The sequence below is a fragment of the Gloeocapsa sp. PCC 7428 genome (genome assembly GCF_000317555.1).
Lineage (GTDB): Bacteria > Cyanobacteriota > Cyanobacteriia > Cyanobacteriales > Chroococcidiopsidaceae > Chroogloeocystis.
Genome location: NC_019745.1, coordinates 5,104,290 through 5,130,033 on the forward strand (window position 1 = coordinate 5,104,290; position 25,744 = coordinate 5,130,033).

The following is a 25,744-nucleotide window of genomic DNA, read 5'->3' on the forward strand; positions in this document are numbered from 1 at the left end:
CACTACTATCTCTAAACTTCTGACTACGAGTAAGGCAATGGGTAAGGTATTGCCTTGCCCCTATGAACCCTCACCTCTCCTACATTACTCAACTGGGAGCAATTCGATTGAAACGCCTGCGGCAATGGCTATTATTTTTATCAATCTTGCTCATTGGTTTATCCTGGTGGGGAATTATCGCCGCTAGAAGTGGACTAACGATCCGCACGTTTGAACGCGAAAGTATTCCACTACTCTATCTCGCGCCGCAACAAGCCAAAGCTGTCCCTGGAGTTTTGATCGCGCATGGCTATGCAGGCTCAAAGCAATTAATGCTGGGTTACGCGCACGTTCTAGCCCGTGCAGGCTACGCAACGATGCTGTGGGACTTTGATGGGCATGGCGCAAATCCCAATCGACTACAGCGCTTTGAGTTACAGCAAAACCTGAATGTGGCGTTAAAGGCGCTGTTAGAGCAACCCGAAGTTGACCGCACGCGTCTAGCACTCCTGGGTCACTCGATGGGAAGTGGTATCGTTATGGCTGCGGGAATTGAACACGTTCACACTTTTGCAGCAACGATCGCAGTTTCGCCAACGGGTGCAGGTGTAACAGCGCAAGCTCCTCATAACTTACAACTGCAAGCAGGAAGTTGGGAAGGTCGATTTATCGCGAATGCGCAGCGTTTATTAGCTGCGAGTGGCGGTACTAATTTCGACTTTGCAGCAGGAACTGCCCGCGAACTTGTTGTCGTACCGAACGCCGAGCATATTACGATTCTCTTCAATGATGTTAGTCATCAAGCCGCGTTACGTTGGTTGAATGCAACTTTTAATCAGTTCAATCGTACCGAGTATGCGGATCGTCGCATGGGTTGGTATGGCTTGCATCTTTTCGGTTGGTTATTGCTACTCACAGCAGTCGCTTCTAAAATTGTGCTGCCCAAACCTTACTTGAAAAAAGTCCATTCGGCAAAACGCTGGGGTGGGTTGCTGCTAGCACCTTTCGTTGCTGCGATCGCGTTAACATTTTTAAATCGAAGTGTGGAACTTGCCAGTCTCGGTGGCGTACAGGTAGGCGCAGCCGTGGGATTGTGGTTTTGCATCGCTGGTGTGGCTTGGCTAGCGTTACTTGCTCATTTGCCGCGTCCTACATGGCGGATGGCGGGATTAGGATTAGTGTTGTTTGCCTTGTTGTGGGTTGCGTTTGGTGCGGTGGCACAAGTTGTTTGGTTGCAATGGTGGTTGATTCCCACGCGCCTACAACTGTGGTTGCCCTTAAGTATTGCCTGTCTTCCTTGGTTTTTAGCATCGGGTATTGCGCAGCAAGGAATTGGCGCTAAAGCGCGAGTTGGTTGGTGGTTTGCCCAAAGCGCCATTTTAATTGGTGGCTTTGTGTTAACGCTGAACTTCCTGCCGCAATTGGGTTTTATGTTTCTTTTGTTACCCTTATTCCCGCCATTGATTGCTGTTCTCTCATTTGTAGTGGCGCTGGTTGACGAAGCGTGGAGTTCTGCGCTGGCGAGTGCTTTGTTCTTTGGTTGGATTCTCGCCGCTGGCTTTCCCCTAGCGAGTTAGCATTACATCATTAGCGACCATAGTAGACTCGCGCGTTTCTTAAGCCAGAGTTGAGGAAAAATTGGTTCCATTGTTCGGCTAAAGCACGACTGGAAAAGGGTCCGACGCGGACGTGTGGTCCTCGTGGTTGCTGTTGCTGGCTGACGTCAATGACAACATTTTGTTGTAGTTGTCTAATTTGGTCGGCGATCGCTGGTAAACTTTCTTGGCGATCCGGAATGACGACAAAATATGACCGCGCATCACCAACAAACGCCGTGTCAGTACCCGTACTTAAATCGACAATCCGCGCTGTTACTCCAACCGATTTAAGTTCCTGAGCGCGTTGCTGGGCATTCGAGTTTTGCGCAAATGCTCCAGCTTGAACGATACGACGTCCATTGTACTGCCGCACAAAAGCTTGTGGTTCAAGTTGTTTGACTTGCTCTAGCGTTGGAGAAGTCACATCATCAACATAAACTAAATAGTTCAAATTGGTACTATTGGGATTACTAAGCGCTGGTAGTGTATTCGATGATGGTGCTTGAAAATCAAATTCGCGGGGAACAAAAATTGACGGCGGCGGTAACTCTTCTTTTGCGAGTGGGACGGATGGCGGTGGAGGTAAGCGATCGACGACTGCAATATCCGCTAGTGCGGCTGTAGTTGTTGCAACGAACCACCCTCCCAATATTGTGGGAACAGGTACCGCGAGTAATGAGGTAGCAAGTTGAGCAAACAAGCTGATATTGCGCGATTGATGAGGCTTGTTCATCTTGAGTTAGGCTAACAATGCTGAGATGGCAGATAGAAAATTAATTTAAAGATGTTAAATTAGACACTTTACAGCCAAAATTGGTTGCTTAGCGCATTTAAGTGAATAAATGTTACAAAAGCAAATTAGCGTTAGTTTGGGTATATTTCCAAGCGAGGTTTTGCTGATAAATTTAGTATTATTAGTTTTTATTGATACTAAAACTTCAGTAAATATACAGTAGACCTCTGGCACGAATCATAACTCGCCTCTAAATCCCGCACAAGTCAGGAACTTTAAGTAATTTAGAAGTCTCCCGCCCCCTCTCGCGCTCCCCCAATGCCTACAGTGTACACACAAGTCTAGGCTGGCTTCGCTCCCAGCTTTTTCGCCCCCTAATACTATTTCACTAAATAAGAACTACAGTTAATTTCTCCCTCTGCACCTCAGATCTCCTCTGCTACCCATTTGTAGCAAATTTAAAGTGAAATGGTATAAATCCACACTACTTGCGCTCACGCGCGGGAAGAACCTCCGTTGTAGGAACTGGCGTGGCTTGGGGGCGGTTTGCCAGGGATTTTGCTAGATCCGACCACTTGTGTGTACGCGGTAGCCACCAATGCTGAGAGACAAGATTAAATTCATCCAGTGAGTGTCAGGCGAGAGCAAAGGTTAGATGCTGCTTTCGTTGTATTTGATCAGTGTTGCGATCGCTTTGACTAACGTCTCTGGCTCGACAGGTTTAGTGATATGTTGTTGAAATCCGGCGCGTAAAGCTTGTTGCTGATTGAAATCGCCAGCATAAGCAGTCAGTGCGATCGCTGGAATATCGCGGCGCTGTGAGCGAATATGTTGCATCAGCATATAGCCATCCATCTCTGGCATCCCAATATCACTGACTAATACATCCGGTTGAGAGTTCGTTAAAGCTACTACCGCCTCCTTTGCTGAAGTTGCTGAGATTACCGTTGCTCCTGCCTGTTCCAACACAAAAACAACAAAGTCTCTAGTATCAGTATCGTCGTCAACCACTAAAACTTGAACGTTGTTTAAATTGGGTGGGAGTTCCGACGATTGGTGATTCTGATCGACTGTTGGTTCACTGCGTATGAGGGGAAGTTGTACTGTAAACGTTGCTCCCTGATTTTCACCGCGACTTTCTACCTCGACTGTACCGCCATGCAGTTCAACCAAGTGCCGTACGATCGCGAGTCCCAAACCCAATCCGCCAAACTTGCGCGTCGTTTTGCCATCTTCTTGGCGAAAGTAGTCGAATACATGAGGCAAGAAATCAGGTTGAATGCCTTTGCCTGTGTCGCTGACTTTGATTTGAGCCTGATTGCGAACCTGTGTTAACTCTACCGTAACGCGACCGCCTGTAGGCGTAAATTTGACCGCGTTAGAAAGCAGGTTCCACATCACTTGCTGTAAGCGCGTTGCATCACCGGAAACTTCTACATTAAAGTCAAGGTTTACCGTTAACTCGATTGATTTGGCTTCTACTGCTAGACGCACGGTTTCAATCGCGCCCTGAATTGTCGATGCTAAATTAACCACAGCAACATTTAAATTCAGCTTTCCTTGCAGGATGCGCGAGACATCGAGCAGATCTTCGATCAGTTCAGATTGCAACTTCGCATTGCGTTCAATCGTTGCTAAGGCTTGTGCAGTCTTTGCCTCATCAAGCTTGCGAGTTTGCAGTAGCTTTGACCAACCAAGAATCGGATTCAGCGGCGACCGCAACTCGTGCGATAATACTGCCAAAAACTCGTCTTTGATGCGGTTAGCTTGTTGCAACTGCTCAGCTTGCTGCTGCAATGAAGTTGTCAAATTTGCCCGTTCCAGCGCCACTGCTACTTGGTCACACGTTGCTTGCAGCAAATCAATTTCTTCGGGTGTGAAGCGCTGACGAGTCCGACTAGCGAACGAAAGCGTCCCAAGTAACCGTCCTTGCGCAATCAGTGGCTGACTTGCGTAGGCAGTAATACCCATCGAACGGATGATCTGTGCGTTGGGATGAGTTGCGATTTGTGCTTGGTCAAAGACAACTTGACGGCGTTCTTGTGCAACTAATCCACAGATATATTGACCGAATTCGATCTGTGCGATCGCCTGCGCGGCTGTGTCTGAAATTCCTGCATAGTTTCTGAGACGAAGCATTTGCTGACCGTCTTTTTCTTCAACCATGAAGTTGTAGTAGTAGTGCAACTCTAACTCGGTTTGCAGTTTGCTAAACAAATTGTTCATTATTGCCAACGGGTTTTCTGCGGCGAGGAGATGACTCGTCGTTTCATACAGCAGATGCAGCCGTTCGTTTGCCTGGCGCTGCGTTGTTTTATCCTGCATGATCTTGACAAAGCCTTGTACATTATCAGCTTCATCGCGTAGCGGCATCACGATTCCACTTGCCCAAAAGCGACTACCGTCTTTGCGGACGTGCCAGCGTTCGTTTTCCGCTTGCCCTGCGTGTAGGGCGATGTGCATTTCCCGATCAGCTTGATTTTGCAGATTGTCTTCTGGTGTAAAAATCAAACGACCGTGACAACCAATAGCTTCAATTTCGGTGTAGCCTAAAAGTCTTTGTGCGCCCGAATTCCAGCTTGTGATAATGCCATTCAGATCGAGGGTAAAAATTGCATAATCTTTGGCACTTTCGACGATCAGACGAAAGCGAGATTCGCTTTGGCGTAGGGCTTCCTCGGTACGTTTGCGATCGTCAATATCCGTTAATGTGCCGTACCAATGAACCACTTGCGCTTGCTCGTTGCAAATCGGTACAGCGCGACAGAGGAACCAGCGATAAGTACCATCAATCCGCCGCAAGCGAAACTCGGTTTGATAAAGCGATCCTGTTGCAAGACAAGACTGCCAAATTTCATACGTTGGCTCAAGATCGTCAGGATGGATGACTTGAGTAATATTTGCGCGATCGCTCGTTTGGGCAAGTGTCAGCCCTGTATACTCAACCCATCGTTGACTGACATACTCTGGTTCGCCATCGGCGCGCGCAATCCAGACAATTTGTGGCATCGCATTTGCAAGTTGCCGAAACTGTTCTTCGCTATGTCTGAGAACTGCTTCGGTGTGTTTGCGTTGTGTAATATCTCGATAAAATCCAGAAAGCCCTGTTTCTGAGGGGTAAAGCTGCCCTTCTAACCACAGGTCATGCGGTGGATAATATTCTTCAAATGTTGTAACCTCCCCTGCGATCGCTTGTCGATATGCTTGCTCAATTGGCGTACCAATCAGATCAGGCAAAACTTCCCAAAGCGTTTTGTCAAAGATTTCATCGAATGTTTTGCGCATGATTTGTAACGCTTTGGAATTAGCGTAAGTAAAGCGCAAGTCGCGATCAAACGCCACAAATGCATCGGTAACGCGCTCCAGGATAGTTTGTTCGCGCTGGGCTGCCTCTTGCCGCAAGCGTGCTAGCTTCAAGCTTGCTTCGACTCTTGCTAGCAATTCGCGCGCCGAGAAAGGTTTGATGAGATAATCATCGGCTCCTGCTGCTAATCCCTCGACGCAAGATTCTTCTCCTGCACGCGCAGATAGTAAAATAATTGGAATTTCTCGCGTAATCGGGTCAGTTCGTAGTTCGCGCAGTAATCCAAAACCATCGAGCCGAGGCATCATTACATCTGTCAGGACAAGATCGGGGCGTTGTTGGCGAATAGCTTCTAAAGCGGCGATACCATCGGCAACAGCTTTGACTTGGTACTGCTGGCTTAAGAGTCGCTTGACATAATCGCGCATATCGGCATTGTCGTCTACAAGGAGAATATGCGCAGACGCAGTAGGCAATAATCGAGCATCACTCACCTCTGCTTCTCTGCTCGTGCCAGTTGTTACAACGCAGGGAGAAAGCACCGCACCGCACTGGCTCCCCTGCTCCCCTACTTTTTCTGGTAGCCAGCGGAGTGCTTCTTCAATATAAGAAGATCGATTTGTTGCTGTAATTGCTGCGGTATGAGTTGCAACGATCTGATCGCTAGGTAAATGCGCTGAGCCTGTGGGAATCGACACGACAAAGCGCGTGCCGCGATCAACTTCGCTCGTGACTGAAATTGTCCCTCCGTGTAGTTTGACGAGTTCCTGGATGAGCGATAGACCAATTCCCGAACCTTCGTATGTACGTCCGCGCGCTCCTGGTACTCGATGGAACCGTTTAAACAAATTGGGAATTTCCTCCGCTGCAATGCCTGTTCCTGTGTCTTGAACTGCTAATTCAACGCGATCGCTTGCCCATCGCAGCGAGATTGTAATTTCGCCCTCAAAAGTAAACTTGAACGCATTTGAGAGTAGATTGAGAACAATCTTTTCCCACATTTCTTGGTTGACAAACACAGGTTCGGGCAATGGAGGACAATCGACAATGAGCCGCATTCCGGCGCGTTCGATCGCCGAGCGAAACACGCTTGCTAACTCGGCGGTAAAAGCTGATAAATCCGTGGGTTCGTAAACAGCTTGAATGCGTCCGGCTTCAATGCGTGAGAAATCAAGCAGAGTATTGACGAGCTTCAGCAAGCGCAGGGCGTTGCGATGTACTGTTTCTAGGTGTTCTCTTTCTATTGTTGAAAATGATTCACGCTGATGTGTTAACAAATCTTCTAACGGACCTAACATCAGCGTCAGCGGCGTGCGGAATTCATGGCTGACATTGCTAAAAAAAACCGTTTTGGCGCGGTCAATTTCTGCTAATGCTTCGGCACGTTTGCGTTCTTCTTCGTAAGCTTGAGCATTGGCAATACTTGCGGTAATTTGAGCCGCGACTAAATCAATGAACCTTTGATACGAGTCATCAAAGCGTCTGAATGGATTTAAACCAACGATCAAAACTCCCGTACCTGTTGTTCTAGAGGGCGCGATGGGTACTACAACAGCTTGATGCGGCGATCGCTCCCACGCTCCTGTGGGTAAATCGTCAATTGATGTTAGGTCGGAAAGAAGAACGGTTTGCTGCGTTTTGAGGACTTCTGCAATCGACCAAACTGAATCTGCATTCAGATCGACCGTTTCAGGTATCGCCGCGTGGCTGCGCTCGATCCCGCTGGTTCCTGCGAGAACAACGTGCTGCTGATCGGGATCGTGCAAATAAATCATCGCGAAAGGTAGGTCATGCAGATTGGTTTGCAAGCACTCAGCACTCCGCGTGCAAGCCTCATCAAAGGTGCGGGCGTCTGCGGTTCTGGCTGCAAGTTCCCGCAACAATACCAACTGACGCTCGCCAATAATTCGCTGTGTATCGTCGGTGTTTGCACAGATAATGCCACCTGTACCGCCTGCGTCATCTGGAACCGGACTATAGGAAAAGGTGTAGTATGTTTCCTCTGGATAGCCGTTGCGCTCCATAATCAGCAACAGCGCCTCATCGTAGGTTCCCTCATTTTTGAGAATGGCAGATTCGGCGCGAGGTCCGACTTGATCCCAAATCTCGCGCCATACTACAGATGCAGGCTGTCCTAACGCTTTTGGATGTTTTCCACCGACGATCGCTTTGTAAGCGTCATTGTAAAGGTTTATGAGTTCCTCACCCCACCAGACAAACATTGCTTGCTGTGAAGTGAGCATAATTCGTACCGCAGTCTTTAGGCTCTGTTGCCATTGTTCTGGTGGACCTAGCGGCGTTTTTGTCCAATCCATGTCTCGCATCCGCGCGCCCATTTCTCCGCCACTTGCAAATAGCTTTGCAGACGTCACTTCTGGTCCCCTCACGATTTTGACTTGCTCCCCGAAAAATACAAGGCGTCAAACTGCTTGATTGCTAAAAGAGAAGGCACTACTCGTCTTTGCCAGCGATCAGTTACTAAGAAAGTCGTGCCCATTTCAGCCGCTAACTTCCGATTCATCGCTTGCCGCAGTTCTCGTACCAAGTTTCTCATTGCTGGCTGTATTGCACTGAGATGTTCTGCATTTAAGCACCGTCTCAACTCAGTCACGATCAAGTTCTCTGTATCCATAAGCTTTGACTATTCTACAAAGAATGTCTATCTATCGACCGAGGGAGCCTATTTTTAGCAAAGACAACGCACAAAGTTACTGACTTACGCTATAAATGCCGACGAAGTGCGTGCGATCGCATTTCTGCAATTTGACGCTCATAGCACCAAAAATCTTGTACCGCAAAGCTATGTTGGAAAATAATAAAAAGGCTACAAACAGCTAATACCACTATATAGTAGTCATGTTTCCATTCGCGAAGTGGTAAAGCTGAAAAATTGAAAGCATAGTGTATGAGAAATCTAATGCTTTCAATTGGCGTACGCTACACCCAACACTAAGGCAACAATAATGGGAATGACGATTGGTAGCGCCACGATCAGCCCCCACTTACCTAACCGAATTTCTTCGCCTTCTGATTTCAGAAGTGCAATCCAGCCAGCAGCCCCCAATACTATCCAAATACAACCAAATACAATAAATATTACAAAAATTGAATCGTTCATTTTCTTTGTTGCACTTACTTATTTCTAAACTAAATCTTGTAAAACCTTCTCAGCAACATCGAAAGTAAGATTTTAAAATACTCAGTTTCACAAACTGTTTGCTATTTGATGTTAGTAGGTTTAGAATTGCTTGTATTAATAATTAGATAGTATTACTGTAGCAAATGAATCGAATTTGTTGTTTTTGATGGACTTACATTAAGCTGTTTAGTTAAATTAATAATGATTGTTACAAAGGTTAGCCTACTTCTGTAAATTAACTTTCACTATGGTAAGAATTAATAGAAATACTATCTAGAAATACGATTTTTTCGTTGTGCTTGGCAATACGCATCGCGTTCGGAACTATTCGTACCAGATGAGTAGCTGAACGTACGTTGTAGTAAAAAGAAAGTAAAACAGTACTGGATTTCTCTCTTGCTGTAGGTGGCGTATGCATCAATTCAGGAACAATAAGAGTAAGCAGTGAGTGTAGCTCTTACTAAAATGTTCAACTCAGAATCTCCTTTGCCGAACACGACAACACGACACGAACAAATTTCCCGCGTTGTGGTTACTGCGCAGCAGATGCGGGATATTGAAGCGCGAATTTTTGCTGAAGGAATGCCAGTCGCCGCGTTGATGGAGAAGGTCGCAGGGCTGATTGCGCGTCGGATTATCGAGCTTTATCCGCGATCGCATTTCCCGTGTATTGGTATTTTAGTAGGACCTGGGCATAATGGCGGTGATGCCTTAGTGGTGGCACGCGAATTACACTTTCAAGGATATGACATTGCGGTTTGCTGCCCTTTTTCTAAGTTAAAAGACTTAACTGCACAACACGCACAATATGTCAAGAGTTTAGGCATTCCGGTTTATGAAGCTTTGGAACCTCTAGCAAAGTGTGCTGTATTTGTTGATGGTTTATTTGGGTTTGGGTTAGAGCGATCGCTGTCTTCGCCTGTAGATCGCATTGTCGATCAGTTGAATGAATGGTCACAGCCAGTGGTGAGTATTGATTTACCCTCTGGGATACACACCGATACAGGGGAAGTGCTAGGAACCGCCGTACAAGCAACGCAGACATTTTGCTTAGGATTGTGGAAACTAGGATTGTTGCAAGACCAAGCATTAGATTATGTTGGTCAAGCTGAATTAATTGATTTTGATATTCCGATTGCAGATATCCAAGCGGTGTTAGAAACCCCCAAGATAAAACGCATTACCCCGCAAAGTGCGATCGCAACTTTACCACTCAAGCGATCGCCCGTGACGCACAAATACAAGCAGGGACATTTATTACTCATCTGCGGTTCGCGACGTTACACAGGTGGAGCAATTTTAACAGGTTTAGGGACAAGAGCAAGTGGTGTCGGAATGCTTTCAATAGCGGTTCCTGAGTCGATTAAACCGCTATTATCTGCACAATTACCTGAAGCCCTCATCGTCGGTTGTCCAGAAACCGCAAGCGGTGCGATCGCGCAGTTGCAATTACCCGAACAAACTGATTTGAGTTCGTTTGATGCGATCGCCTGTGGTCCTGGCTTAACTGTTGATGCCAAGCCAATTTTACAAGAAGTTATGAATAGCGATCGCCCTTTGGTTTTAGATGCGGATGGTTTAAATATTCTTGCCCAAATGGGAACAATCCCCACATTACAACGCCGACAAGCGCCAACTGTATTAACACCGCACGCAGGTGAATTTAAGCGATTGTTTCCTGATACTGTTGATCCGACAAACGACCAGATCGCTGCCGTACGTGCAGCCGCTGCACAAAGCGGGGCTGTGGTGTTACTAAAAGGCGCAAGAACCGCGATCGCCGATACTGATTATGTGTGGATTAACTCTGAAAGTACGCCAGCTTTGGCGCGTGGTGGTAGTGGTGATGTCTTGACAGGTTTATTAGGTGGATTGATTGCGCAAGCGACTACTAAACATATACCTTTACTAGAAATTGTCGCCAGCGCTGCATGGTGGCATTCTCAAGCAGGTATTTTAGCCGCGCGCGATCGCACCGAAATGGGCGTAGATGCCTTTACTTTGACGCAGTATTTGATGTCTGTAGTGCGAAGCAGTTAGCGATTAGCTAAACAGGACAATCGAGCGACCTACGGATTATTTTTGCTTATAAACTAAAAACTTTATATATGATGTACGATCATCTGTCAATCTAGAATTAGCTAAAGGCTAGTTAAACGGCGTTTTTCATAATTAATATAAATCATATAATTAGGTGATACAGTTCCATTTTTTAACAACACGGTTACTATTAAATCCTTGTGTAGTCTTAAATACGAGTATTTTTCTATTAATTCAATACCTACTTGTATAAAGACTTTAATTAATAAAAAACAATAAGTTTGACATATTAGTAGCCGCGAAAACTCCACAAGTGTCACTTCGAGGATAAAATCAAAAATTTACTGAATTAAGCGTAAGGTGACTAATATCATACTTTATGGCTGTTAAAGATTTAATTTCCATCAGTACAGCCTTAAGCGCTACTTACGATCTACGTTTAGTTGTGCTTTCGCTGGTAGTTGCAATTATCAGTTCGTATACTGCACTTGACATGGCGGGGCAAGTACCAGTAACGCAAGGATTGGCGCGCAAGCTATGGCTCGGTGGTAGTGCGATCGCGCTGGGAATTAGTATCTGGGTGATGCATTTTATTGCGATGCTTGCCTACGAGTTACCCATCCCGATTACTTACGACATTGCAACTACATTCCTTTCCTTATTAGTCGCGATCGCCTTGTGTGGTGTTGGATTATCAATTGCTAGTAGAAGACCACTCGGTTGGTTGCCTTTATTCGCAGGAGGAATGTTTGTCGGATTAGGCATTGTTGGTATGCATTTTACCGCAATGTGGGGAATGCGACTTGCGGCAATGCCAGTGTACAACCAATTATTTGTCATCGGTGCGGGAGTTTTTACAGTTTTCATGTCTACCAGCGCGTTGTGGTTGGCATTTCATGCAAGTGCTGAAAAAATTGTGTCGTCGGAAAGTTTGGGTAAAGTTGGTAGCGCGATTTTTGCAGGAGTCGCAATCGATGCACTGCATTACCTAGGGATGATGGCGGTTGACTATTACCCATCAATCAAACTTCTGCGTCAGAGTGCTGGAATTGATAGGTTTATCCTTGCTATTTCTACTGGTACTGCGGGTTTAAGTATTTTGTTGTTAACGTCAGTGGGTTCGTATTTTGGTCAGCGCCTCAGTGCTAAGATTGCCAATGCGGAAGCCTTGCGGGAAAGCGAAGAACGGTATCAAAAGTTATTTGATTTTGCGCCTGATGCTTATTTTGCGATCGCCGCTGATGGTACGCTCAAATCGGTTAATAATTTTGCTGCTGAGTATTTAGGCTACGACAAACAAGAGTTAATCGGTCAGCCTGCATTAGTGACAGTGTATGAAGGCGATCGCGATTGGATGCAAGAGTGGATGGCGAGTATCTTCCGCGAAAAGATTACGAGTAGTGAAGTCGAACTTCGCAAAGTTCGTAAAGATGGTTCAGTGCTTTGGGTACGCGAACGCAATCAGCTAGTAATTGATAACGAAGGTGAACCAATCGAATTGCACGCAATCTGTCGCGACATTACCGAACGCAAACAAGCCGAAGAGGAATTGCTACAAAATGCTTTTCACGATGTCCTCACAGGATTACCCAACCGCGCGTTATTTCTAGATCGTCTAGAACAAGCAATTCAACACGCTAAAAGATATCCAAAGTATTTATTCGCGGTTCTTTTTCTGGATTTAGATCGCTTTAAAGTGATTAATGACAGCTTAGGTCATCTTCTCGGCGATAAGTTACTCATTGCGATCGCGACTCGACTGCAAGGATGCGTCCGCCCAACCGATACTGTAGCCCGCCTTGGCGGCGATGAGTTTACAATCTTACTCGACGGCATTCAAGATGCGAGTGATACAATTCGTGTCGCTGAAAGAATCGAACAAGCACTGACGTCACCTTTTGAAATTGAAGAACAACAAATCTTTACTTCTGCAAGTATTGGCATCGCCTTGAGTAGCACCAATTATGACCAACCTGAAGCACTACTACGCAATGCTGATATTGCGATGTATCGTGCTAAAAATCAAGGCGCGGGGCGCTACGAAATATTCAATCCTGTTATGTATGCCAAGGCTGTGGCACGCTTACAACTAGAAACGGATCTGCGTCGTGCGATTGAAAGACAAGAGTTTATTCTGCAATATCAACCTATCATATCTTTACACACAGGAAAAATTACTGGGTTTGAAGCCTTAGTACGCTGGCAACATCCTCAACACGGTTTACAATACCCAGATCAATTTATTGCCACCGCCGAAGAAACTGGGCTAATCACTCGCTTGTGTCAATGGGTTATTCATACTGCGTGTCATCAATTTTATCAATGGCAACTACAAATTCCAGAAGCAAAAAACGTAATTATCAGCGTTAATCTTTCTGGAAAGCAGTTTTCTCAGCCTAATATTGTCGAGCAAATTCAGCAAATCTTGCAGCAAACCAATTTAGCCGCATCAAAATTAAGACTTGAAATTGTTGAAGGCGTGATTATGGAAGATAACGATTCAATTTCAACAAAACTGCTGCAACTCAGAAATTTAGGCGTTCAGTTATCAATTGATGATTTTGGTACAGGTTATTCATCATTAGCACGTTTATACCATTTTCCCATCAATGGCTTAAAAATTGATCGCTCTTTTGTTTCGCGTATCGGAATTGAGCAAGCGAGTTCGGAAATTGTTGAAACAATTATTACTCTTGCCCATAAACTAAATATTGATGTCACCGCCGAAGGCGTAGAAACATCCGCACAACTTGCTTATTTAAAAACATTGCAATGCGAATATGCCCAAGGATTTTTTATCTCGCGATCGCTCAGTAGCGATCAAGTAGAAACTCTGCTAAAAAGCAATCCTCAGTGGTGAGAATTAGCAGTTAGCTGTTAGCAATTGGCTTTTAGCTTATAGATGATTACTAAATACTCACTGCTTTTTTACTATTTATTACCTGTTACCAATATTAAACTTTAACGGTTGAATTACTATTAGTTGGCGCGTAGAAATCACCGCGATCGTTAACTCCTACTGTTAGTAAAGATTCTTCACCTGTAATTAATCTTGCACCGCGTTTGCGCGTCCAATAATTCCAACCCCATTGCAGAAGAACAACAAGTTTGTTATCGAATTCGATTAAGAAGTAGATATGGACAAATACCCACGTTAGCCACGCCAAGAAACCGGAGAATTTGACAAAACCAAAGTCTACAACCGCTGCATTACGTCCGATGACGGCTAAACTTCCGCGATCCAAGTAACTAAAGGGTGGTAATGTTTTTTCTTGTAGTCGCTGTTTAATGAGTGCGGCGACATACTGTCCTTCCTGCATCGCCACCGGTGCAACACCAGGTAGAGGTTTACCGTTTTGGTGCGAGAAATTTGCTAAGTCACCTACAACAAATATATTGGGATGTCCTGGAATGCTCAAATCTGGTTCGACAATAACGCGTCCTGCACGGTCGAGTTGTGCGCCAGTGCGCTTAGCCAGGGTTTCTCCCATTGGTGATGCTTTGACACCCGCAGCCCAAAGAACTGTTTTGGCAGCAATTTGTGCGACTTCGTCGCCTTGCTTGGTGGTCACAATATCATCTGCAATGTTGGTAACTAATGTTTTCGTTTGTACCGTTACACCCAATTGCTGAAGAGATTTTGCAGCTTTGGCAGATAATTCGGGTGCATAAGGCGGAAGTAGGCGATCCATCCCTTCAAGTAGTAAGATTTTAGCTTCAGCGGTATCAATATTGCGAAAATCTTTTTTCAGCGTACTGTACGCAAGTTCAGCGATCGCACCTGCTAACTCTACCCCTGTCGGTCCACCACCAACAATCACAAACGTTAACCAAGCCCGACGTTTTTCTGGATCGGTTTCTTTCTCGGCGGCTTCAAACGCGACAAAAATTCGCCGCCGCATTTCTAGCGCATCTTCAACGGTTTTTAATCCTGGGGCAAATTCTGACCATTCATCTTTGCCAAAATACGAATGCTTAACACCTGTAGCGACGATTAAACTATCGTAGTGTAGTTCTTGATTTTGCAGCGTTACTTTGTGCTGTTCTGGGTCAATATCGACAACTTCTCCCATCAGCACTTTGGTGTTTTTGTTGCGGTTTAGGACTGACCGTAGCGGAGAAGAAATATCGGCAGGCGATAAAGTCCCTGTCGCAACTTGATAAAGTAAGGGTTGAAATAAATGAAAGTTACGCTTATCAATTAATGTTACCTCTACAGAGACACTGCCGAGCGATTTCGCTGCATACAAACCGCCAAACCCACCACCAACAATGACAACACGATGCGGAGATTGATTATCGACAGCGTTGACCATATAAAACTGACTTTTAGATAATTTCTTTACAGATGTTCATATTAGCTCAACTAGAGAAAATCGGCGTAGCGATCGCTACAGGTCAAGCAATATAGAGTGACGAGTAGTCAGTGGCTAGTGGTTAACGGAGGGAGGAACCTTCGCACCGCACTGGCTCCCCTGCTTCCTCTACCCCCATATTCAATTCACAATCTGGGATCTATTTCTTTGGTCAGAGGTTAGCGGAATGAGCGGTTTGAAAAAATTGAGATCAACGGTATTGCTTTGTACGAACAAAAAACGCAGCTATCAGCTTTGACAGTAAATAGTCTCACTGATGGTGCTTTGACATCAGGGTGTTACATGATAGACAATCAACCAGAATCAAACAACGAACAGGAAGTTCTGACAAACCGGCAGGGTCATCCAGTTACAGATAATCAGAATGTGAGAACTGTAGGCGATCGCGGTCCTACTGTCCTCGAAAACTACAACTTTTTAGAAAAAATCACGCACTTTGACCGCGAACGAATTCCTGAACGTGTTGTTCATGCGCGTGGTGCTGGGGCGCATGGTTATTTTGAAGCGTATGGCAGTCTAGGCGACGAACCTATCAACAAGTATACGCGCGCTAAGCTTTTTCAAGAAAAAGGTAAGATTACGCCTGTTTTTGTCCGTTTTTCTACAGTGATTCATGGCGGACATTCACCGGAAACGCTCCGCGATCCGCGTGGGTTTGCCGTCAAGTTTTATACCGAGGATGGTAACTGGGATTTAGTTGGAAACAACTTAAAAATCTTTTTTATTCGAGATCCCATCAAGTTTCCTGACTTGGTTCATGCGTTTAAGCCCGATCCTGTCACTAACAAACAAGACCCCAATCGCATCTTTGACTTTATTAGCCTGACACCCGAAGCAACGCACATGATTACGTGGTTGTTCAGCCCTTGGGGAATTCCTGCAAGTTACCGCCATATGGAAGGATCGGGCGTTAATACTTACAAGTGGGTGAATGCTGATGGTGTAGGCTACCTTGTCAAGTATCACTTTATTCCGAAACAAGGCGTGAAGTGTTTAACTCAAGCGCAAGCTGAGCAAATTCAATCGAAGGAATTTAATCACGCCACTGTGGATCTGTACGAAGCGATAGAAAACGGCGAGTATCCTGAATGGGAGTTTGCTGTGCAAATTCTGTCGGATGACGAACACCCCGAACTTGACTTTGACCCCCTCGACCCTACCAAAGTTTGGCCACAAGAACAAATACCCTTGTTACCTGTTGGTCGCATGGTACTCGACAAAAACCCAACGAACTATTTTGCGGAAGTTGAGCAAGCTGCATTTGGTACTGGCGTCTTAGTTGATGGGTTAGACTTCTCTGACGACAAATTGCTACAAGGTCGGACTTTCTCTTACTCGGATACGCAGCGTCACCGTATCGGCACAAATTATCTTCAGTTACCGATTAACAGTCCCAAAACTAAAGTGGCGACAAACTTGCGTGATGGTCAAATGACTTACCGCGTTGATGGTGTTGAAGCAGGCGAGAATCCGCACGTCAATTATGAGCCAAGCAGTATGCACGGGTTAAAAGAAGCGCCAAAATCAGGTAAGGATCATACTCCGTATGTTGAAGGTCCTGTCACGCGCCAGAAGATTAGCCGGACGAACGATTATGGACAAGCTGGCGATCGCTACCGTGCTTTTTCAGACGAAGAACGTGACGATTTGATCTTGAACTTGGTAAACGCGCTTAAACAGTGTAATCCAGACATTCAAGAGCGAATGGTGGAGCATTTTACACAAGCCGATCCTGAATACGGTTCAAGAGTACGCGAAGGACTTCAGCAAAGTCAAGCTATGTAACGTTGTCAATTTTTAGTGTGCTGCCTTGCACACTTCGTTCTCATAGCCCCGACTTCAGTCGGAAGGCATCTGCAATAAATTTATCATCTGGTAGAGGTGTCCATACAACATTTCTACCAGTTTTTAATTTAATAGTTGAAACCTTTCAAAGTAACAAACTAGCATGGAGTAAAGCAGATTGATGAGTAAATTGCCAAAAATTGGTTATTTGTTCACCAACAAGTTGATGTTGAAAGTAGTGAAAAAAATGCTTTCCTTGAGGACATAACCACAAGCGATCGCCTGCTTTCAAATAATCTTTCCAACCTTGTAAATCTGCGGTTTCGATAATGATATCATCAGTGCCACCACAAACCATTAATGGTACTGGTACGCCACTTGCAGGTAAACTCACTCGTTGTAAAAATGAATGCGGTGATACCGAGCAGTATAAGTCTTTTTGTAAGCGTTTAATTAGACTATTAATTGTACATTTATCTTGCGAGCCGAACAAGTTATAAGCCATCGAAGTAAGGACTCTTTGACAACTCATAATTTTACGATGATTATAATAATGAGCTTGCCAATCAAGCGCCGGATCAGCCCCGACAGCAAGGAGAGTTAGCGATTTAACTTTATCAGGATAGCGACGTGCATAGAGTAATCCGAGTAAGCCACTCGTACTATGACCGATCAAGTGAACTGGGCGATCGCACGATTGTAAATAGTCGTGGAGTAATTCTAAAGCAACATCAAGCGAACACGGCTCATCCTGCGTTTGGCAATATTCCCACTGCGCCACAGTTAAGTGATGCGACAAATAACATAAAAGTGGGCGATGAAAGCATTGCAAACTAGGGCTAGTATTAATCCACAAAACATCTGGAACTATAGACATACAAAATCTTTCACAAATATGTATTGCCAAGTAGCACAGGCAAGATACCTGTGCATTGTTGTCGTTATCTCTTAGTAACTACACGCCAAATTCTTTCTTCAGTTGAGAAATCCAAGTTTTAACGCGCTGTTCCGTCAAATCTGATTGATTATCTTCATCCAGCGCTAAACCGACAAACTTACCATCTCTAACAGCTTTCGATTCATTAAAATCATAGCCATCAGTTGACCAGTAGCCGACTGTTGTTCCACCAAGTTCAGAAATCTTTTCTTCCAAAATTCCCAAAGCATCCATAAAGTTATCGGTATAACCAACTTGATCGCCTGTACCAAAATAAGCGACTTTTTTACCACTAAAATCAATATCATCTAAATCGGGGAAAAAGCCATCCCAATCACTTTGTAATTCTCCAATGTTCCAGGTAGGACACGCAATAATCAAATTTTCGTAATCATTAAACTCACTACCTTCAACATCTGCCATATTGTGCAGCGTGACAACATCTTCACCCAATTCTTTTTGAATCATTTCGGCAACAATTTCAGTTTTGCCTGTGGTTGAACCGTAGAATAAACCAATACTTGACATTTATTTCACCTAAAACATTGAACATCAATATGAAGAAAGGGGCAATTTTACTTATTACAAGCCCCGCGTTCCTCATTGACTAATTTGCAATCGCTTGAAATGCACTCCAGCTATTCAAAATTAAGTACGCAAAAATTGCGCCACCAATCCCACCAATGAAAAAGCCGGTTGTAAACTGACTCCACTCATCGACATTCTGCAAAGCCTCTGGCACGTTGGGAACTGTTGCAGCAAACGCTGGTCGGGGTAAAGTTTCTAGGCGTTTTTCTAGTTTGGTAGTACCATAGATTGAGAAACCGATGGTCAGCAGGAGAATCAAACCACCAGCTGCGAGTAAACCAACTAAAGCACCAATGTTCGCATCGCGTAATGTCCCAATAGAACCTAATACAGCAAAAGGTCCCACTAGCCAATAACCGTGTGCCATACCAATTTCTAATCCCCGCGCTAAAGGATTAATTCCTGGACGGTAAATTGGTAGGTATTTGAGAAAATTCAACGTCACATCTTGGGAATTGATCGCATTGTTCGCAGCTGCCATTTGCAGATTAACTTGCGGTGGCTGAACCATGTCACCTTTTTTGAAATCAAATCCAGCCGCAGTTGCGCGCGCGCGTAAAGCGTGCCAAATATGACCGATGAGGAAAATCAAAGCGAGGACAACATGGAATGTCACCAGCCAACCACGCACAGAAACTAACCCAGGCGCAGATTCTAGAGTGCGTACCGGACCATAAAATACTTCGGGGTAAGCGGTGTTATTGACCCACGCGAAGTACGCAGCAAAGAAGCCCATGTAGGCAACGGCGCCAATGCTATACGAAAGATAAGCTTCGCCTGAGTAAATTAAAATGCGTCGCGCCCAAGCAAAAGGTTGCGTCAAGATGTGGAAGATTCCACCGCCAATCAACATCAAGCCAACCCAGATGTGACCGCCGACAACATCTTCTAAGTTATCAACCGCAGCCATTCCTTCTGAACCCCAAGCTCCGAATAGATAGCCGAAAATGCGGATAGGATTGAGTGTAGGATGACTGATAACGCGCACATCACCACCACCCGCTGCCCAAGGGTCGAATAATCCACCCCAAAACATCGCTTTGGCAACAAGTAGCAACGCGCCTAAACCTAAAAGTACGAGGTGAATGCCTAAAATAGACGTGATTTTATCTTTATCTTTCCAGTCATAACCGAAGAACCCAGCTAGGGTAGGGTTGTCTTCTAAAACTTCGGGACCTAATAAAGCGTGATAAAGTCCTCCGGCTGCCAGAATGACTGACGGTATCAAATGCAAGACAGCAACAACAAAGTAAGGATAGGTGCTAATCACTTGTCCGCCAGCCCCAACACCAAAGCCCAGCGTTGCTAAATGCGGTAGTAAAATTAACCCTTGTTCGTACATCGGTTGATCGGGATGAAAGCGTGACAACTCGAAGAGTGTCATTCCTCCAGCCCATAGCAAAATCAACCCTGAATGCGCAACGTGCGCGCCCAACAATTTACCCGATAAGTTTGTTAAGCGAAAATTACCAGCCCACCAACCTACGTCAGGAATTTGGTTTTTGTAAGGGCTATCTGAGATCACTGCGGTCATGAGAACTCCTTGCGAATTATTTGCGTTATTGCAGTGTCAAGCACAGAAGTCTATTGAACAAAGTTGCTAAGTACTTTTGCATTAACTTGGTTGCGGAATCACTGCATCTTCACTGATGCGACCTTTACGAAAATCTAAACCACGCGATCGCAAAGCGTGCCAGATATGTCCTTGCAGAAAGAAAAACGCTAACCAAAAATGAGCATTCGCTAGCCAAGTCCGCGAGGTGACTAAATCAGGATCGGGCGATGAAAAGTAAGGCACAATATTCTGCCGTACCACCAGCGCAGGACCGTAAAACACTTCAGGATAAACGGTGGTATTGACGGAGACGAACAGCGTTGCAACGAATCCCATCAACGCCAAAGCGCCCAAGCTGTAGGAAAGATAAGCTTCTCCCGACCAAACAAAGAACGGATATGTCCAGCGAAAAGGCTTGGTTAGGATGTGAAATATTCCACCAAAAATTAACATTCCACCAACCCAGATATGACCGCCGACAACATCTTCTAGGTTGTCAACGCCAGCAATCCAGAACCTACCAATCGCACCGAAGAGATAGCCATAAATCACTGTCGGATCGAGCGTTGGATTTGTAATGACTCTGACATCTTCGACATTCGGGTCGTACAAACCACCAAAGTACATTGCCTTCGCGACTAAAAGAAAAGCACCCACGCCGAGTAAAACGAGGTGAATGCCCAAAATCGTCGTCATTTTGTTGGTATCTGCCCAGTCGTAGCCAAAAAACGAAAATCTTCCTTCTAACCTTTCTGGACCGCGTAGCGAATGAAAGATACCGCCAAAACCAAGAAACGCGGACGAAATGAGGTGAATGACACCGATCGCAAAGTACGGCTGCGTATCTACTACAGTACCGTTGGCACCAACTCCCCAACCTTGGGCGGCTAGATGCGGTAGTAGAATTAATCCTTGCTCGTACATCGGTTTTGCAGGATTAAGATGACCCAGTTCAAATAAAGTCATAGCGCCTGCCCACAGCACAATCAAGCCAGAATGAGCGACATGAGCGCCGAGTAATTTACCCGATAAATTCGTGAGGCGTGCATTACCTGCCCACCAGGGAGACTCTGCGAGATCTTGCTCCACTGAAAGTGGACTCTTAGCGACAGTTGTCACCGTCTCTTACCTCCTAATTGTTGAAAATCTTTTTCAAAAACTTGCAAGATAGCTTACACTATAACGTTAGTTATTGACAATCCTTTTCATTAAATTTCTGCAACTTTTTACAAGCGCAACTGCCAGCGCGATTTTTGAGGAAAAACACTGCATTGCTGCACGCTGTTTCAGCAGCAACAAAAACGTAAAGAATTCGCTACAACTTACACCCACTCGGCATAACGCATATGTTCAATTTATTTCTTCAAGTTGTTCAGCCGATTACAACTCCACTATGTATGGTTTCGGTTTCATCGTTGCTAGCTGTGTTTCTGTGGAGTATCGCGATCGCAACGCGAGACGGTATCGCTCGACTCAAGCAATTGCACCAAGTTCCTTGCAGCCGCTGCGCCTACTTCACCGGAGATTATCGACTCAAATGTACTGTTCATCCTTGCAAAGCACTTACCGAAGACGCAATCAATTGTTTAGATTATGAACCGGCGGCAAATCCACCCAAGTGTCATCCAAAAGCTTGTAAATGTCGCTGAAAACTCATTGAATTGGTAACTGGTAATTGGTCATTGGCAGTTTTTTCCTCTTGCTAGCTGCTTACCCATTACCTGCTCCCAACAAATATGATTCATTTAACCTGTGTAGGGATCAAAGCGCAACTTGGCAAAGTGGCGGTTAAGCGCGACAATGAGTTTACGTCGCCCTTGAAGTCGTCCAGTGAATAACGTCCGTACAGTTTCCGATACCAAGCGAGCTTTCTACACATCTCACACTCGTCCGATCAACACGATTTATCGTCGGGTGGTCGAAGAACTGATGGTAGAAATGCACTTGCTGTCAGTGAATGTCGATTTTAGCTACAACCCAATTTATGCCCTGGGCGTAGTCACTGCTTTTGAGCGGTTTATGCAGGGGTATCAACCTGAAAGAGATAAGGAGTCGATTTTTAATGCTTTGTGTCAAGCTGTAGAAAGCGATCCACAACGCTATCGTCAGGATGCTGAACGTTTAGGTCTATTTGCTAAGAACACATCAACTCCTGAGTTGATAGCGTGGCTGCGTGGGGAAACTCACAAAGAAGAAGTGGGTGATTTGCAGCAGCAAATTCAAGCGATCGCCCATAACCCTCATTTTAAATACAGCCGCTTGTTTGCGATCGGAGTCTTCGGTTTATTAGAACTGTCAGATCCTGCTTTAGTCAAAGACGAAAAGCAGCGAGTTGATGCGCTTAAGAGTATTGCTGCTACGTTGAACATCTCAGAAGACAAACTCAACAAAGATCTAGAACTGTATCGCGCTAATGTAGACAAAATGGAGCAAGCATTAGCAACAATTGCAGATATACTTTCCGCTGATCGTAAGAAACGTCAGCAACAAACTCCAGATAAAGGAATTGCAGTTACTACTCCTGATGCTGATGATCCGTCGCAAGCGCCTGGTTCGTCGCAAGACAAGGCTTCTTTTGGTTCTTAACTATTATGTTTCTCATTTGAGTTAGAACATCCGGTTGGGATCGCTAGTGGTTAGTTTTGAATTTTGAGCAATGAAATTGTTCGCGCAGGGTGCTAGAGACATTAAAATTTATTAACTCGATACTCTTTACAAGCAACTCTCCGTGATTAGCCCTTGGCGATTGGCACTTAGCGCTAATTGCTAGCAGCCAATCGCTCTAATCTAGCTATGACTGTGATGAGCGCGAATATAACGCAACGTAACAATAGCTAGTGTAACGAGCGTAATGGGAATAATAAAGGCTTGGAACACCAAACTAAATATCGGCAAACTGTCGTGTTGCGTCGAATACAAAATTAAGTATGCTGTATAAGCAACGTAGTAAGCGAGAAAGAGAATTCCTTCCCAACGGGAAATCACGTTATCCGTAAAGAAAATTGGCAAACAGGCGATCGCGGTTGCAATCATGACGGGAATATCGAACCGTAGCGCCGCAGCCGAAACAGCAACACCATCAGGCGAGAAAATACTCGCTAGCCCCAAAACTGCGAGAAGATTAAAAATATTACTGCCGACAACATTTCCTACCGCAATGTCGCGTTCGCCACGTATACTCGCAACAACTGAAGTAGCAACTTCGGGTAAAGATGTTCCGGCGGCGACAATTGTTAATCCGATGATTAGCTGGCTAACGCCAATTGCTTGTGCGATCGCGATCGCCCCACTCACTAACCAGCGGGAACCGATGACAAGTAATACTAAACCACCAAGGATAAAGCCTAAATTGACTAACCAAGCTGTTCTGCCATAGTTGCCGTATTCTCTAGCGTATTCTTCTTGAACCGCAGTATCTTTTTCTTGGCGGCTTTGGTAAATCAAGAAAAGAGTGTAAGCAACGCCACCAATAAATAGTAAAATGCCATCAATTCTTCCGATTCTCCCATCATAACCAAGCAAATGAGTTAAAAACGATACACCGATCATGATCGGGACATCAAACTTGACTAACTGCTGAGAGACAATCAGAGGAGCGACTAACGAAGAAACGCCCAAGATAAACAGAACGTTAAAAATATTACTGCCAACAACATTACCCAATGCAATATCAGCTTGTCCGGCAAAAGCAGATTGCACGCTAACTGCAAGTTCAGGTGAACTGGTGCCATAAGCAACTATCGTTAAACCGATGATTAGGGGTGAGACTCCAGCACTAGCTGCGAGGCGCGATGCTCCACGCACCAATATTTCTGCGCCGACAACGAGCAATACTAAGCCGATAATTAATAAAACAATTGTTGTAATATCCATAAACCTTATAACATCACTGGGTCTAGTTACCACTTGCCTTGACGGATAGCTAACAATCAATGTTATGCGATCGCCACGAACAGTGCGGAAACCAGACCCAGTTGATTAGATGACAAAATTAAGAAATCAAACCCCAGTTCACAGCTAGCTTAGCGCTTACTACCCGAAGCGTTACGCACCGGAACCATTTTCATGTAGTCGATGTTGTAGGCAGAAACACCTTGAGCGTAGTTTTGCTTGGGTGCGATCGCGGCTGCCATATCGCGATACTTGCGGGGATCGCCTTCGCGTAGCTGTCGCTGTTCGTACTTGCGGCTGTAGAATTGCTCCAGCGCAAAACGCCAATCGGTGGTAACAGTGCCAGCTGTTTCGCGGAAGTCTTCACCATAGCGGGGAGTCACTAAGTTGAAGGGGCGACCTTCCATCCGCTTGCGCTGATAAGGTACGGTGTAGTCACCAAAATTATCGGTGTATTCTTCGCTATCAAGCAAGGCATCAACAAAACCATGAAAGCCTAGCGTGCCAATTTTGATTGACCAAGCGATTTGCTCATCTTTGTTGTAAGATGACCGACCAAGAAAGCGCTTCAAGCAGATATCAACAAGGCGGTAGTTGTTATTCACCGCAACCACCATTTGGTAAAATCGCTCCGACTTGGCAAGTCCGCGAATAAAATCGCGTACCGAAATCGCGCGATTCTTAAGTTGAGACTCTAGCTGTACTTGACGGTTGGCTTTGAGAATTTCATGCTCGCTGAAAACCTGGCGATAAGCTGCCCAAATCAATTCTTGAATCTCTGCGGGCGAGTTCGCGTCTTCTACACGGTAGATGTATGGAGTTTCATCGTCGAGGTCAGCAACACCAAAGCTGCGGACGCGGTGATTTTGTGTTGTAGGTTTATACTGAAGCAACGGCAATGCCATGCTGCTATCTCCGTTTCAAACAATAAGTTTAGTCGTCAAATTAAGGGGAAATTCAATTTATCCAGCTGTTACAACCGAACAGGGAAGCTAGCTGAAGGATTGACTGAAACTGGTACCCCTTGTTTATTATCCCGTGTCATGTCCGGAATTTGGATGTTGGCAGTACTGACAGACGTAAATTGTACTTGTCGAGTATTAATTGAACTTGCCATTTCCATGAAGTTATTAATATCGCCCCACTTGTAGCGCTCTTTTTCTTCCTTGTCGCGCCAGTAATCAGCGTAACGCGGTGTAACCAAATTAAACGGACGATCCTTAAAACGACGTCGCTGATACGGTACTGTTGTATCGCCAAAATTGGTTTGGTATTCTTCGCTATCGAGCAAAGCATCTACAAAACCGTTCCAGCCGAGGCTAGCTATTTTAATCGACCAAGCAATTTCTTCGTCTCGATTGTACGGGGCGCGACCTAGAAGTCGTTTCAAACCAACTTCCACCAATCGGTAGTTAGAATTTGTTTCTACAACCAAGCGACGAAAGCTTTCTGATTTCGCTAACCCGCGAATGAAATCGCGAACAGTAATTGCACGATTTTTCAGTTGCGATTCTAGCTGCGCTTGGCGGTAAAACTTCAGTGTTTCATGTTCGCTGAAGACTTGGCGATACGCTGCCCAAATCAATTCTTGGATTTCGCCATCAGAAGCACAATCTTCTAAACGATAAATCCAAGGAGTATCCTCGTTTGGTACTTCATAACCCGATACCCGCTGATTTTGGGAACTCGGTTGATATTCAAGTAAAGGAATTGGCATAGATTTAACTGGGTTTTTAGGGTCACATTTTACGTACTAGGTTTAGGTAACAGGTAATTGTATAAGTTTTTTTTTCTCTAACCAATTACCAAGTTTCGCTTA

The 25,744-nt window shown here is 45.1% G+C and carries 18 protein-coding genes and 1 pseudogene; 6 read left to right on the forward strand and 13 right to left on the reverse strand.

Annotation, left to right across the window (positions count from 1 at the left end):
- The first annotated feature begins 62 nt into the window (after positions 1-62).
- Positions 63-1,556 (forward strand): alpha/beta fold hydrolase, encoded by a 1,494-nt coding sequence (locus GLO7428_RS22470; protein ID WP_015190885.1) that lies wholly within the window; start codon positions 63-65, stop codon positions 1,554-1,556.
- A 10-nt stretch (positions 1,557-1,566) separates the two neighbouring features.
- On the opposite strand, the gene GLO7428_RS22475 is transcribed toward GLO7428_RS22470, so the two are convergent.
- The 4 genes from GLO7428_RS22475 to GLO7428_RS22490 form a co-directional block, all read right to left on the reverse strand.
- A complete protein-coding gene (locus GLO7428_RS22475; RefSeq protein ID WP_015190886.1) occupies positions 1,567-2,310 on the reverse strand; it encodes an SPOR domain-containing protein in 744 nt (247 codons plus the stop codon).
- 651 nt (positions 2,311-2,961) lie between these two features.
- A complete protein-coding gene (locus GLO7428_RS22480) occupies positions 2,962-7,986 on the reverse strand; it encodes an ATP-binding protein (RefSeq protein WP_015190887.1) in 5,025 nt (1,674 codons plus the stop codon).
- Between the two features lie 11 nt (positions 7,987-7,997).
- Entirely contained in the window at positions 7,998-8,225 is a 228-nt protein-coding gene (locus GLO7428_RS22485) for a hypothetical protein (protein WP_196797416.1), read from the reverse strand.
- A 312-nt stretch (positions 8,226-8,537) separates the two neighbouring features.
- Positions 8,538-8,732 carry a hypothetical protein gene (locus GLO7428_RS22490; RefSeq protein ID WP_015190889.1) on the reverse strand — a complete coding sequence of 65 codons (195 nt, stop codon included), beginning with the start codon at positions 8,730-8,732 and terminating at the stop codon, positions 8,538-8,540.
- A gap of 486 nt (positions 8,733-9,218) precedes the next feature.
- On the opposite strand from GLO7428_RS22490, the gene GLO7428_RS22495 reads away from it, so the two are divergent.
- The gene (locus GLO7428_RS22495) at positions 9,219-10,793 is read left to right on the forward strand and encodes a bifunctional ADP-dependent NAD(P)H-hydrate dehydratase/NAD(P)H-hydrate epimerase (RefSeq protein ID WP_015190890.1); all 1,575 of its coding nucleotides are present in this window, start codon (positions 9,219-9,221) and stop codon (positions 10,791-10,793) included.
- Positions 10,794-11,172: 379 nt separating this feature from the next.
- Positions 11,173-13,653, forward strand: coding sequence for a bifunctional diguanylate cyclase/phosphodiesterase (locus tag GLO7428_RS22500; protein WP_015190891.1), 2,481 nt, complete (start codon positions 11,173-11,175; stop codon positions 13,651-13,653).
- A gap of 94 nt (positions 13,654-13,747) precedes the next feature.
- Here GLO7428_RS22500 and GLO7428_RS22505 read toward each other — a convergent pair whose 3' ends face one another.
- The gene (locus GLO7428_RS22505) at positions 13,748-15,109 is read right to left on the reverse strand and encodes an NAD(P)/FAD-dependent oxidoreductase (protein ID WP_015190892.1); all 1,362 of its coding nucleotides are present in this window, start codon (positions 15,107-15,109) and stop codon (positions 13,748-13,750) included.
- Positions 15,110-15,451: 342 nt separating this feature from the next.
- Here GLO7428_RS22505 and GLO7428_RS22510 point away from each other — a divergent pair, with 342 nt between their 5' ends.
- Positions 15,452-16,954 (forward strand): catalase, encoded by a 1,503-nt coding sequence (locus GLO7428_RS22510; protein ID WP_015190893.1) that lies wholly within the window; start codon positions 15,452-15,454, stop codon positions 16,952-16,954.
- A 145-nt stretch (positions 16,955-17,099) separates the two neighbouring features.
- Here the strand turns inward: GLO7428_RS22510 and GLO7428_RS22515 are convergent, their stop codons facing one another.
- The 5 genes and pseudogenes from GLO7428_RS22515 to GLO7428_RS22530 all read right to left on the reverse strand — a co-directional run bounded on the left by GLO7428_RS22515 (position 17,100) and on the right by GLO7428_RS22530 (position 21,153).
- Entirely contained in the window at positions 17,100-17,831 is a 732-nt protein-coding gene (locus tag GLO7428_RS22515; protein WP_015190894.1) for an alpha/beta fold hydrolase, read from the reverse strand.
- A gap of 78 nt (positions 17,832-17,909) precedes the next feature.
- Positions 17,910-18,419, reverse strand: a complete 510-nt coding sequence (fldA, locus tag GLO7428_RS22520) for a flavodoxin FldA (protein ID WP_015190895.1) — start codon at positions 18,417-18,419, stop codon at positions 17,910-17,912.
- A gap of 79 nt (positions 18,420-18,498) precedes the next feature.
- The gene (locus GLO7428_RS29175) at positions 18,499-18,990 is read right to left on the reverse strand and encodes a photosystem I reaction center subunit XI (protein WP_255348403.1); all 492 of its coding nucleotides are present in this window, start codon (positions 18,988-18,990) and stop codon (positions 18,499-18,501) included.
- Positions 18,991-19,005: 15 nt separating this feature from the next.
- A pseudogene (locus GLO7428_RS22525) lies at positions 19,006-20,013 on the reverse strand (chlorophyll a/b binding light-harvesting protein); the annotation flags it as partial.
- Between the two features lie 81 nt (positions 20,014-20,094).
- The gene (locus GLO7428_RS22530) at positions 20,095-21,153 is read right to left on the reverse strand and encodes a chlorophyll a/b binding light-harvesting protein (RefSeq protein ID WP_015190897.1); all 1,059 of its coding nucleotides are present in this window, start codon (positions 21,151-21,153) and stop codon (positions 20,095-20,097) included.
- Between the two features lie 227 nt (positions 21,154-21,380).
- On the opposite strand from GLO7428_RS22530, the gene GLO7428_RS22535 reads away from it, so the two are divergent.
- Both GLO7428_RS22535 and psb29 read left to right on the forward strand, forming a co-directional pair.
- Entirely contained in the window at positions 21,381-21,683 is a 303-nt protein-coding gene (locus tag GLO7428_RS22535) for a hypothetical protein (RefSeq protein ID WP_015190898.1), read from the forward strand.
- Positions 21,684-21,864: 181 nt separating this feature from the next.
- Positions 21,865-22,620 carry a photosystem II biogenesis protein Psp29 gene (gene psb29, locus GLO7428_RS22540; protein ID WP_015190899.1) on the forward strand — a complete coding sequence of 252 codons (756 nt, stop codon included), beginning with the start codon at positions 21,865-21,867 and terminating at the stop codon, positions 22,618-22,620.
- A gap of 201 nt (positions 22,621-22,821) precedes the next feature.
- Here the strand turns inward: psb29 and GLO7428_RS22545 are convergent, their stop codons facing one another.
- The 3 genes from GLO7428_RS22545 to GLO7428_RS22555 all read right to left on the reverse strand — a co-directional run bounded on the left by GLO7428_RS22545 (position 22,822) and on the right by GLO7428_RS22555 (position 25,642).
- A complete protein-coding gene (locus tag GLO7428_RS22545; RefSeq protein ID WP_015190900.1) occupies positions 22,822-23,907 on the reverse strand; it encodes a calcium/sodium antiporter in 1,086 nt (361 codons plus the stop codon).
- Between the two features lie 149 nt (positions 23,908-24,056).
- On the reverse strand, positions 24,057-24,830 hold the full coding sequence (locus tag GLO7428_RS22550; protein ID WP_015190901.1) for a phycobilisome rod-core linker polypeptide: 774 nt from the start codon (positions 24,828-24,830) through the stop codon (positions 24,057-24,059).
- Between the two features lie 68 nt (positions 24,831-24,898).
- Complete coding sequence (locus GLO7428_RS22555) at positions 24,899-25,642, reverse strand: phycobilisome rod-core linker polypeptide (RefSeq protein ID WP_015190902.1); 744 nt, start codon at positions 25,640-25,642, stop codon at positions 24,899-24,901.
- Between the last annotated feature and the right edge of the window lie 102 nt (positions 25,643-25,744).